This is a genomic window from Dehalococcoidia bacterium (assembly GCA_021295915.1).
Lineage (GTDB): Bacteria > Chloroflexota > Dehalococcoidia > Lucifugimonadales > UBA1123 > VXRN01.
The window spans coordinates 42,488-54,418 of sequence record JAGWBK010000037.1 but is presented as its reverse complement, the minus strand read 5'-3'; the positions used below and the strand labels follow the sequence as shown (position 1 = coordinate 54,418).

The 11,931-nt window shown below is 58.8% G+C and carries 9 protein-coding genes and 1 pseudogene; 3 read left to right on the top strand and 7 right to left on the bottom strand.

The features are described 5' to 3' along the window. Positions 1 to 442 precede the first annotated feature (442 nt). Positions 443 to 1,618, top strand: a complete 1,176-nt coding sequence (locus J4G14_11020) for an AIPR family protein (protein ID MCE2458328.1) — start codon at positions 443 to 445, stop codon at positions 1,616 to 1,618. 659 nt (positions 1,619 to 2,277) lie between these two features. Here J4G14_11020 and J4G14_11015 read toward each other — a convergent pair. Then, the gene (locus J4G14_11015; GenBank protein MCE2458327.1) at positions 2,278 to 2,571 is read right to left on the bottom strand and encodes a hypothetical protein; all 294 of its coding nucleotides are present in this window, start codon (positions 2,569 to 2,571) and stop codon (positions 2,278 to 2,280) included. 790 nt (positions 2,572 to 3,361) lie between these two features. On the opposite strand from J4G14_11015, the gene J4G14_11010 reads away from it, so the two are divergent. Then, a complete protein-coding gene (locus J4G14_11010) occupies positions 3,362 to 6,700 on the top strand; it encodes a hypothetical protein (protein MCE2458326.1) in 3,339 nt (1,112 codons plus the stop codon). 64 nt (positions 6,701 to 6,764) lie between these two features. On the opposite strand, the pseudogene dnaK reads toward J4G14_11010, so the two are convergent. The 3 genes and pseudogenes from dnaK to J4G14_10995 all read right to left on the bottom strand — a co-directional run bounded on the left by dnaK (position 6,765) and on the right by J4G14_10995 (position 9,691). After that, positions 6,765 to 8,677: pseudogene (dnaK, locus tag J4G14_11005) on the bottom strand (molecular chaperone DnaK). A gap of 83 nt (positions 8,678 to 8,760) precedes the next feature. Next, a complete protein-coding gene (locus tag J4G14_11000) occupies positions 8,761 to 9,309 on the bottom strand; it encodes a nucleotide exchange factor GrpE (protein MCE2458325.1) in 549 nt (182 codons plus the stop codon). A gap of 49 nt (positions 9,310 to 9,358) precedes the next feature. Beyond that, a complete protein-coding gene (locus tag J4G14_10995; GenBank protein MCE2458324.1) occupies positions 9,359 to 9,691 on the bottom strand; it encodes a MerR family transcriptional regulator in 333 nt (110 codons plus the stop codon). Positions 9,692 to 9,890: 199 nt separating this feature from the next. On the opposite strand from J4G14_10995, the gene J4G14_10990 reads away from it, so the two are divergent. After that, entirely contained in the window at positions 9,891 to 10,076 is a 186-nt protein-coding gene (locus J4G14_10990; protein MCE2458323.1) for a hypothetical protein, read from the top strand. Positions 10,077 to 10,225: 149 nt separating this feature from the next. On the opposite strand, the gene J4G14_10985 is transcribed toward J4G14_10990, so the two are convergent. The 3 genes from J4G14_10985 to J4G14_10975 form a co-directional block, all read right to left on the bottom strand. Next, entirely contained in the window at positions 10,226 to 10,459 is a 234-nt protein-coding gene (locus J4G14_10985) for an AbrB family transcriptional regulator (protein MCE2458322.1), read from the bottom strand. Positions 10,460 to 10,665: 206 nt separating this feature from the next. Further along, positions 10,666 to 11,175 carry a hypothetical protein gene (locus J4G14_10980; GenBank protein MCE2458321.1) on the bottom strand — a complete coding sequence of 170 codons (510 nt, stop codon included), beginning with the start codon at positions 11,173 to 11,175 and terminating at the stop codon, positions 10,666 to 10,668. After that, positions 11,172 to 11,918, bottom strand: a complete 747-nt coding sequence (locus tag J4G14_10975; GenBank protein MCE2458320.1) for a site-specific DNA-methyltransferase — start codon at positions 11,916 to 11,918, stop codon at positions 11,172 to 11,174. The genes J4G14_10980 and J4G14_10975 overlap by 4 nt, the downstream gene beginning before the upstream one ends. Between the last annotated feature and the right edge of the window lie 13 nt (positions 11,919 to 11,931).

The window sequence follows — 11,931 nt, the reverse complement described above, 5'->3', positions numbered from 1 at the left end:
CCACGAAGTACACGAAGGCGCACGAAATGTCTGAACTGTGATTGCCGAGCGGCGAGCCTCTTCGAGGGTTCGTCGGATTTTTGTGATTGCCTTGATTTTGTTGCTGGGTGGATGACCTTGGCACGCTGCTGCGAGGTCAGTGGTGGTAGTCGTTGGGATCGAAGTCCAGTTGGCGTCTTCGGGAGCCAGCTCTTCACGGAAACCTTGGAGACATGCCTCAGCGCACGCGATGGCGAGAAGATCCGTGAGGCGCTGGAGGAAGTGTATTCAAACGAGCCTTCGGATTTTGACGGCGCCTTAGTCCAGCTTCAGTCGGCTACGATGCCAAACAAAGATTGGTAATGCCCGGTCCCGCCACCTCGTACTTGATACAATTCCACCTACTGAACTTTGTACAAGCCATCTGAACTCGATATCTATCACTACTTTGAGGGCGTGACAAATGACTACCCTTAGCGAACGACGGCAACGAGATGTCGAGCGAATCACTAATCTTGCCAAGGCACCTGCGGATCGTCTGTTTGGAGGCGACCTTGCCAAAGGGTTCCTATTCTGGGCCGCAGATGTACACCTTGACCAGAGTGACAGCCCGCCGACAGAAGAAGAACTACTCGAGAGTATTACGGATGGGAAGGACGATCTGGAACTAGATGCATACTACATTGATGAGTCGTCTCAGACTGTGTACTTGTTCCAGTCGAAATATCGCTCGAGTCCTGCAAACGTGAGAATGAACGATTTGGCCAGCTTCCTTGATGTCCCCAAGAAGCTGACCACACCTCAGATTCTGGCCGGTATCTCAAATGAGGGTGTTCTCGAACTCGCTCCGAGATTTCGCCGTTGCATCCTTGATGGATACGAAGTCCACCTCGTCTATCTGACAACGCTCCGAGCAACTAAGCCGGTGCAAGACAGAGTGAATTCGTGGGCAGATGATTCGCTATCTCTTTCGGTTGCAGGTTCCCACCATGATGTTCAGCATTCTGCGACGATGCTTGACGTCAGCAACCTGTTGCAGATTATCGAGTCTGTCAGTGACCAACAGGAAATTGAGTTGACTTTGTCCGTGCGGGCTGACGAGTATCATCAAACTTTGTCTGGAGACTTCAAGTGTCTCATTGCGACGCTCTCGCTCCATGAGATTGCCGTCACGTTCGACAAGTTCAGATATGCCATGTTTAGACACAATCCACGTGGCCCTTTGGGATCCGTTGCGGTCAACAAGGAAATCAAGAATACGTTGGCTGACCCTGCCAAACGTGGCTGGTTCCAACTGATGAACAATGGGCTCTCAGCGGTGTGTGCCTCTTTTACTGACCCGGTTGTCGGATCTGGTGCCACGACAGTCAGAATCAGAGACTTCCAAATTGTCAATGGTTGTCAGACAACTTACACAGTATGGGACCACTGGCGGCGAGGCGGTGACCTTGGGGATGCCAGCGTGACCCTAAAACTTGTAGAAGACCCTTCGTCATCGTTGAGGCACATCATTAGTTCCGCAAGTAACAAGCAGTCGCAGATGAAGGATTGGGACTTCCTGTTCGACGAACCGGAACAGGAACGACTTCAGAAGGAGTTCGCCACTCTATCTCCTCCAATGTTCTACGAACTTCGGTGAGCCAACAGGTAGGGTCACAATTAAAGATATTGCACAAGCAAATTGGGCATTTCTTGGCAAGCCTGGAGAGGCTAAGGATAGATTGAGAGAAATTCCTCGGTCCAAGCAGCAGCTCTCAGGGGCTTATCGTGAAGTGTTTGCACCCAATATTGAGGCCGAGCGGCTTAGGTTGCCTTGGATTACCTACAAGAGGGTGCAGGATGAATGGAATGTACATGTGGATCAGACGGGTGAACGTGGAGATTTCAGAGAGCACGGCCGCCTCCACATTTTATGGCTGGTTGCCCGAGGGTTGGTGAAGTCGGAGCGCTTGTCGGACTATAGTTCAATGTCACTGAGCCGAGTGAAACAGCTAACGTACGACTTGGACAACTGGTTCCCGGACTTACACAGCATAGCGGTTGAGACGATTAGCTATGTTGTTGACGTTGAACGAGCACTGTCGGAGGAGAGCAATCGGCCTCTGTCACTGAGGCAGTTATTCAGATCAGCATCAAAGTATGAACGTTTCACTAAACGGCACGATGAACTTCTCCAAAGAGGCGGTGCGTTGAAGGGAGGGTCATCGACGGCAGCGTGAGCTGGAGGGAGTGCGGTGGATTGAATTCCCTTTTCCTGACCTAGGTCATGTGAAGGGCTGTAACGTAGGAGCCGCCCCCTCACCACCCCAAATGCAGCATGACTACCTGACCCTGCCATGGCAGACCCCTGACCCACCGCATCACCTGGTGGGCCTCAGTCGAAGATAGGCTCTTCGACTCTATGTACTCCATCGCGTGATTGGCCATCGTCGTGTACGTCAGCTCTATGAAGACCTGTCCCCCATCCGACACCTTCCAGCAGTCCCCCTCCAGGTCATCGTAGGCCATTAGCTCCCACGCGTACTGATAGGCTGCGCCAGATGGCCGAGCCTGCGAATAGTCGATCTGCACGACTCCAACATCCAGTGCCATGACATGCCTCCCTGTCTGAATTCGAGGACCGACATTCTATCGGACCAGAACGAGTTTGTGAGGACCTGCCCAGATCTCATCCCGAACACCGTCACTGGCCAAAGCCCGGCAAGTCACCTGACCGCCCATCGATGTACCTATCCAACGCCAACAGCCGCCACCAGACCATTACTGCTGTCTTCTAAATCAGAGAAATCCCCTAATCAGACGAATCAGAGTTCAGACATTTCCCGTCGCCCCACTGGACTCCCGCTCCCCGCTTCCACTGGGACAAGCTTCGCGGGAGTGACGGGTGAGGGGCGGTTCGCGAACCGCCCCTGCAGTGTTGCTGTATCGGGTAGGGGGTAGGCGTGGTTTTCACCCTCACCCCAGCCCTCTCCCCCGTATCAAGTACGGGACAGGCTCTGAGGGAGAGGGGGTGGGTAAACTGGCAATTCGTTCGTCACCGGATCAAGTCCGGCGCAGGCTATGAGCTTGTCGAAGGACACCCCCATCCCCTGGATTCCGGCCTTCGCCGGAATGACGAACTGCGGATACCTACCCTTGTTAGCCCGGAGGGAGAGGGGGTTATGCAAAGGTCTCCTTTCACGGGAGTGACGGGGTTACACGATGGGACCAGGGGTGGGATTGAGAATTTGCACACAGGGTTGAATCGGAGCACCGCTGCCGCTCGGCTCCTAACCACCCCCAACGCCTGCTACCATAGTCGAACCGCACCTAAGCCAAATCCAACCTTCCCGAAGGCCCCGAAATCCTAGCCAACCTAGCCAGAATCCTGTCGGCATGGCCGATGGTTGCCAGACGCAGTCTCGCCAACTGGCGACTGCTGTCGTCAGTCGTCATCGGAGTCGTGCTTGCATCGACCATCATGGCGGGCACCGTCATCTACTTCGACTCGCTGCGTGACCTCGCGCTCGAGTCCGCGCTTGAGCAGCACGACCCGATCGACCTGGACATAGTCGTCAAGACTTCCAAGGGCCCGACCAGCCCCAAGGAGTCCGCAGCGGTCCGCGGCTTCATGGAGAACGAGTACAACACCAGGCTCGGCTGGCTGCTCGAAGGCTCCGTACGCGGCGCCCGCACCGCGACCTTCTTCATGACTCCTCCCGGCGAGGAAGAAGTCGCCGGCGACGACAACGCTCGCAGCTACTTCCACTTCCTGCACGGCATAGAGGACCACATCGAGATCCTGCCGGGCGGTCGTATGCCCGCCGAGCTGCTCGACGTTTCTCCGGACGGCAGCCCGATCACCATTGAGGCAGCAGTCCCGTACGGTGTTGCGAACGAGATCGGTCTGACGGTTGGCTCCACGCTGTCGGTGGTGCCGCACTGGATGGACGCAACGCCGTACGCCTCTGTGGTGGTGTCGGGAATCTTCCGCAGGACCGATCCCGATCACCCGCTCTGGCGTCTCGACGATGAGGTATTCCACACCTTCTCGTCGGGCAGCTTCGTCGCCGTTCCGCTGCTCGTGTCCGAGGACACGCTCCTGCGCGGGGTGGGCGGCGCGTTCACGGACATGGACACCACCTACGGCTGGATGCTCCTGACCGACCACGAGCGGCTGCAGGCGACCAACGCCACGGACGCTCTGTTTGCGGTAATTTCAATGCGCCGGAACATGTCGCGGACGTTCCTATCCTACCGGCAGGTGACCGACCTGGACGACGCGCTTGCCGACTACGATGAGCGCCTGCTGTTCACCAAGCTCCAGATGTTCGTGGTGCTGATCCTCATCGCCGTCGTGGTGCTGTACTACGTCATCACCCTGTCGTCCCTGATTGCCGAGCAGCGCAAGAACGAGATCAGCCTGCTCCAGGGAAGAGGTGCGACAGAGCGACAGGTGCTCACCGTGTTCGTGCTGGAGGGGCTGACGATTGCCGGACTCGCCATCGTCATCGCGCCATTCCTGGCCGCTGCCTCGATCAGCGTCCTCGGACTCACGCCCGCGTTTTCCGACCTCTCCGGCGGCGCGCTGCTTCCCGTCACGCTGACGCGCGGCGCGTTCATAATGAGCGCACTCGGAGGCGTTCTGAGCTTTGGTGCGCTGATGATTCCGGCGTTCGAGGCGTCAAGGTCGTCGATGTCCAGGGACAGGCAGGAGATGGCACGACCGTCCCGTCTGTCGTTCGTGCAGCGCTACTACCTCGACGTGCTGCTGCTCGTCGTGAGCATCGTGCTGTTCCGGCAGCTCACCGAGCAGGGATCGCTCGCCGCCACCAACCTGCTCGGACAGGTTGCGGTCAACCAGCTTCTGCTGGCGGTGCCCGCAATCACCCTGGTCGCCTCCGCAATGGTGCTGATACGGCTCTTCCCGCTGGTGATGAGCCTGGCAAGCCGGCTCCTGGCCGCACGGCTTCCTCCGGGACTCGTGATGGGCCTGTGGCAGATGGCGCGCAACCCGACTCACTACGCGAGACTCGCGCTGCTGCTCATCCTGATGGCCGGACTCGGCATATTCGCGGCCAGCTTTGGCGGTACGCTGCAGCGCAGCTTCACCGAGCGGGTGCTCTACTCAGCGGGCTCCGACATCCGCCTCGTCAACGTGTCGATCAACATCCGGGGAGGCTCCAGGCCTATTGACAAGCCCTACGAGGACATGGACGAGGTCCTGAACGCGGCGCCGGTGCTGCGGGCGATCGGCTCGCACCTTGGAACGTTTGGAGGCGACTCCACTTTCGACGTTCTCGCCGTCGACACAGAAAAGTTCGAGGACGTCGCGTGGTTCAGGGACGACTTCTCCGACAACCCGCTTCCTGACGTCATGTCACAGCTCAACGGGCATGAGATCCCTCTCGGCATCCCGATGCCTGACAACGCCCGCGCGATACAGGTGCTCATGAAGGCCGACCGCCCGTCCCCAACTGTGAGCCTCGGTGCGAGACTCAGGGATTCCAATGGGCGCTACTTCACGTACAGGCTCGGCTTCCTGGAGTCCAGCAACTGGCGACTCTACAGTGCAGAGCTGTTCGAGGGTGGCAGTCCCAGGTCCAGGCTGTTCCCCTCCCGACCGTTCACCCTGGTGTCCATAGCAGTCGGCGAGACCGACCTCGAAAGAGGTCTCAGGCCAGGCTCGATACTGATCGACACCGTCCGGGTCCGAAAGTCCAACGGCGAGATAGAGGTCCTTGACGACTTCAGGAACCTTGCCCAGGACACCAACGCGGAGGTCGACGGCTGGAACGTGCTCCAGGATTCCAGCGTCGCCAACCAGGACAGGATTCGCGCCTCGGAGGTATCGGCCAGGGGCGATGGCTCCCTGATGTTCGCGTGGTCTGCAGGACGCGCCCTCGTGGCCAGGGGCATCTCGCCTGGTGGTGAGCCTCAGCCGGTGCCGGTGGTCGCCAGCGAGTCCTTCCTGAAGCACTTCGGGCACTCCATCGGTGACGAGGTGAAGGTCTCCGTTAGCGGACGGCGGCTGACCGCTGTGCTTGTCGACACGGTCGACTTCTTCCCGACGATGGACAGCTACAACGACAGGTTCCTGGTGGCCGATCTAGAAACCGTTCGCGCACACACGAACCTGGGCATGGCGCGCGCCGAGATCACCGCCAACGAGATGTGGCTGCGCACCGACGTCGAGGGCGAAGAGCGGGAGGAGTTCATCGAAGAGCTCAGGGAGGGACGGCCGTTCCAGATAGGCAGGGCGATAGACACCGTCGAAGATCTCGCTGTTGCCCAGATCGACCCGCTGGTGCTTGCAGGCTGGAGGGCGCTCCTGCTGATTGCGTTCGGCGCGATACTCGTACTCAGCAGCCTCGGCTTCCTCGTCCACGCCTACATATCGTTCCGCAACCGCGAGCTGCAGTTCGCCCTGATGCGAACGATGGGTTTCTCGACGCGCCAGCTGGTGTCGCTCATGTGGCTCGAGCAGGCTCTCGTCATACTGGTCGGCATGGCGCTCGGCACCTGGATGGGAGGCCGACTGGGCGCGACGATCATGCCGTTCCTCGGCCACGATGACCGTGGAGGCCAGGTGCTGCCGCCGTTCGTAATCGAGGTCGGCTGGCAGAACCTGCTGGTAACGTATGTCGCAATGGGCCTGATCTTCACCGCCATAATCATAGGCGTGATTCTGTTCATCCGACGAATGTCATTGTCCCAGGTCCTCCGCGTGGGGGACGGCTGACGACAAGCAAAAGGGGCGCCCCGAAACGGGAACGCCCCTTGCACAGAGTCGATAGTCTTCGAGGCTAGACCTCTCTGAACTCGCCTTCGACGGTGTTGTCGTCGTCTGGGCCGGAGCCGCCGTCTGGGCCTGGCCCGGCGTCTGCTCCTGGAGGAGGGGGATCGCCCGGTCCGGCCCCCGCTCCTGCGCCTGCCTGGCTGTACACTGCCTGGCCGACCTTCTGGAGCGTCTCCTGCAGCTCGTTGAGGGTCGTCTCGACGCGCGCTATGTCGTCGTTCTGCAGCGCCGACCGCACAGCGGCGACCTTGCCCTCGACCTCGCTCTTGAGTTCCTCAGGGATGCTCTCAGCGTTTTCCTGGAGCATCTTCTCGGCGGCGTAGGCCGCGTTCTCGGCGGTGTTTCGAGTCTGGACCTCCTGGCGCCTGCGCTCGTCTTCTTCGGCGAAGCGCTCGGCGTCAGAGACCATCGAGTCGATCTCTTCCTGTGCCAGACCTGAGCTAGCGGTGATCGTGATCCGCTGCTCCTTGCCGGTGCCCTTGTCCTTGGCCGAGACGTTCAGTATACCGTTGGCGTCGATGTCGAATGCGACCTCGATCTGGGGCATCCCGCGAGGAGCGGGCAGTATGCCGTCCAGCACGAACTTGCCGATCGACTTGTTCTCGGCAGCCATCGACCTCTCGCCCTGGACCACGTGGACCTCCACGCTGGTCTGGTTGTCGGCCGCGGTGGTGAACACCTCGCTCTTGGAGGTGGGGATCGTGGTGTTGCGCGTGATGAGCCCGGTCGACACGCCTCCGAGCGTCTCGATGCCCAGTGTCAGCGGCGTGACGTCGAGCAGCAGGATGTCCTGCACGTCGCCCTGGAGTACTCCGGCCTGGATGGCCGCGCCAATCGCGACGACCTCGTCCGGGTTAACTCCCTGGTGCGGCTCCTTGCCGAACAGGCTGACCACGGCTTCCCTGACTGCGGGCATACGGGTCATGCCGCCGACGAGCACCACCTCGTCGATCTGCGTCGCCGAGACGCCGGCGTCGGCCATGGCCTTGCGGCACGGGTCGATGGTGCCCTGTACGAGGTCGGCTACCAACTGCTCCAGCTTCGAGCGGGTCAGGGGCATGACAAGGTGCTTGGGGCCGGACGCGTCTGCAGTGATGAACGGCAGGTTGATCTCCGTCTGCAACTGGGTTGAGAGCTCGATCTTTGCGGCCTCAGCGGCCTCACGAAGCCTCTGGAGAGCCATCCGGTCCTGCTTGAGGTCTATACCCTGCTCCCTGCGGAACTCCTCTGCGATCCAGTCGATGATCTTCTGGTCGAAGTCGTCGCCGCCAAGGTGCGTGTCGCCATTGGTGGCCTTCACCTCGAAGACGCCTTCGCCGATCTGCAGGATGGTGATGTCGAACGTGCCGCCGCCGAGGTCGTAGACCGCGATCGTCTCCTCAGACTTGTTGTCGAGGCCGTAGGCGAGCGAGGCTGCCGTAGGCTCGTTGATGATGCGCAGCACCTCGAGCCCGGCGATCCGTCCGGCGTCCTTGGTAGCGTTGCGCTGGCTGTCGTCGAAGTACGCCGGCACCGTGATGACGGCCTGCGTAATCGGCTCACCCAAGTTCGCCTCGGCGTCCTGCTTCATCTTCTGGAGGACCATGGCCGCTATCTCGGGCGGAGCGTGAGTCTGACCCGCCATCTCCACGTGTGCGTCGTTGTTGGAGTGCCGCACTATCTTGTACGGCATGAGCTCTACGTCTCTCTGCACGCTCGCGTCGTCGATCCTGCGGCCCATGAAGCGTTTGATCGAGAAGACGGTGTTCTCCGGGTTGGTAACCGCCTGGCGCTTCGCGGTGGTGCCGACGTAACGTTCGTTGGATCGCGGGTTTATCGCGACCATCGACGGCGTGGTCCGGCCGCCTTCAGCGTTCTCCCTTCAATGACGGCCATGCAAGAGTTGGTCGTACCGAGGTCAATTCCGAGTATTTTGGCCATTTACTGATTCTCCTGTTAGCAGGGCTCGCCCTGCACCCGTAAGTGTTGACATTCGCAGGACTATTGGTCTTCGGTCATATTGTTCAGTCATCCGTCGGGGCCTGTGCGACACTTACCTGCGCCGCCCTGAGCACCCTGCTGTGGAGCCTGTATCCGTCTCTGACGATTCGGACCACGGCGCCCTCGCTTACTTCGTTAGTCGGCTCGAAGAATACGGCCTCGTGCTGAGACACGTCGAACGGCTGGCCGATGGTCGCCTCGATGCGGGACAGCCCCTCGGACTGGAGCATGTTCTCCAGGCTCCGCTGGACGAGCTGCACGCCCTCGTACCAGCTAACGTCGACTGCGTCTTCAGGCAGGAAGTTGACCGCCCGGTTGAAGTCGTCTGCCACTACGATCAGCTTCAGAAGGAGCTGCGCGTTGGCGCGCTCCCTGGTATCGGCAAGTTCCTGTGTAGCTCGCTTCTTGTAGTTCTCCAGGTCGGCCCTGTATCTCAGCGCCATGGACCTGAACTGGTCTTTCTCGCGCTCGGCCTCGTCGAGGCGAGCCTGGAGTTCCGAAACCTCGTCCAGTTCGGCGTCCATCTGCTCTTCTAGAGTCTGACTCTCGTCGGACTGCCCATCTTCTGTCATAACTGTCGATCCTTTAACGTCATTCCCGTTTTCACGGGACGCACTTGCATCAGCCGGCGAGAATCTTGAACATCTCGTCCAGGCTTTCGTTGAGAGCTTCCCTGAGTTGCTGTCCTTCCAACTGGGCCATTTGCGACCGCATCCGTATCATCCTGTTGAACAGCTGCATCGCCAACTTCACTCCGGCCAGATTGAGGCCCAGGTTTTCGACGAGATGCTTGATGAGCTGCAGACGCGCGATATCTTCGTCAGAGTAGAGCCTGGACATGCCCCCGGTGCGCGAGGGCAGCACAAGACCCACTCTTTCATATTTTCGTAAAGTTTGGGGATGCATGTCCAGAATGCGCGCGGCGACGCTTATGACGTATACACCTTCCTGCATGGGACCTGTTCCCTCCATGTTTCGAGAATTGCGGCCCTCAGCCCAAAACCAGGGCTAACCCGCGAGCCTTTCCGGCGTTACAGTCTCTGAACGGCTCGTAATCAATGGTAATTATTGATACGGGGTGTGTCAAGTGATATAATGCCCATGAAGCAAATTAATTCATGTGAATTTCAAGGAACACCAGCGGAGGGAAATGATGCTTGAACTCAGAGCCTGCCCTCGGTGTGAGGGCGATCTGCACACCAACAGAGACATGTATGGGTCGTACAAGCAGTGCATTCAGTGCGGCTATATGCACGACATACCTAACAAGGACCTGATTCTCAGGTCACTGAACCTGGCCGACTTCAACAAGAAGAAGACGACGAAGAAAGTGGCCTGATCGGGCGCTGTCAGCGCCTTAAGATAGCTCCTCCTCAAGTAGGACGCCCCCTCAGATGAGGGGGCGTCCTTTACTTTCTGGTTTCGCCTCCGCCTGTTCGGCGTCGTCAGCGACGAGATAGCGAACTATCACGTTGGTGTCGATGGCAATCACTCTTCACAGGCACCTTCGGCTATGGCGCGTTCCATGTCCTCCAGAGTCGCTGCCGGACCGTCATGCCGAAGTATGCCGAAGAGCCGCCTCACGGAACGTATAGGCAGTATACGGACTTCTCCTTCCTGGATGACGTAGCGCACGTGGTCTCCTGCCTTCACCGACAGAGCTTCCCGTATGGCTTTGGGCAAAGTGGGTTGTCCTTTCGGGGTGATGCCGGACTCGATCATGAGGAGTGTCCATATGCCTTACTTGCAGAGCGTAGTGCTGGGGATGGCTATGCTGCAAGGCTTCAGCCGATCTTGAGCCTGAGTTAGCTTGGTAGGTGCTGCCTTTTACAACCGGTCATCTGGATTCCGGCACAGGCCGGAATGACTAAAGCCGCTAGCGAGCCTCACACCTACTAGATTGACACAGCTTCTCGGCCTGCTGGCTCCTAGTCAGGTTCGAGAGCCGACGTAATGCTCACTACCCAGGCGGGCAGCTCTTCGATCTTTCTCATGTCTTGGGGACGTTTTGTCAGCTTGTGGGTTACGCTCTGGCCTTCGGCCATGCGTACGAGCCTCCCGGCGACGCCTTCTGACACCTCGCCCTTTCGCCACCCGTTGAAGAGTATCTCCTCAGGGCGAATGCCGAGGCAGAGCAAATAGTCGTAATTCCGGTCTAGCCGGATGTGGTTGAACTGGAACGAGCCACCACGATCTTCTGATGCCGTCTTGACCTCGAACTTGAGACTGCCGATTTCAAGGTCCCACTCCTCGATACGTGAGGCTCCCTTGCCGACGGCAATACCTGAATGGACCAGGTATCGAAAGATGAAGCCTTCGCCGATGTCTCCACGGTTTGTGTTGGCTACCTGGCGAAATGGTGCAAGTGTCGACCCGGACCACTTGGACGTGGGCGTATGCTCATGGATCACTTCGAGCATGAGCTCAAGCGGATTCAAGCGGGCGGCTCCCAAGTGGGGCCTGTTGCGCCGCGCTTCCAGAAGACCAGGAAGTAGGAGTGGTTCTTTCGCGCGTGTACCTGTTTGGACATCCTGCTTACGCCGGGCCTGTTATTTCGCATGACCACAAACAGGTCTTCAGTGACGTACCCCAGAGCTTCGTATTCATGCATGATTTCAACATGCGTGAACCGTTGCCTGTTAGAGCAGACCTCGTCCTGACACTTAACGATCAGGGTTCCGCGGTCTCGGAGTACCCGGTATGCTTCCCGTCCGCCATCAACGTACAGGTCCAGGACGGCTTCGTGATACTTGCTCCTGGTCCTGTTGCCCGTGCTGTTGTTCTTGTAGTAGCTCTCGTATGGCTGGTGGCCGGTATGTGCAGTCCCGCCCGGAGAGTGCATGTATGGAGGGTCCAGGACGACGCAGTCTATTGAGCCATCTTCATATGGAAGATCGCGACAGTCGGTCCCCATAGCAATATCAGTCGGCAGGAGGTTGTATGTTTCGGGTCCTACCTTGTTCCAAAACACGCCCTTTCCGTATGTCACGTCAGCCACAGTGCTTCCCGGCGCGACGTACAGATCCAGGATCTTCGGAAAGACGTCTTCGTTCGCCGCCGCGTATGCACTAAGAACCAGATTGTTGCTTGGTGAACCGTTGCGAACGACGCGCTTTCCACCCCGAGAGACGTTATCGTCTTCGAGCGTTAGTTGTGTTCCCGTTTTGCTGTCGTAGGCCATGCGACGAATCCGG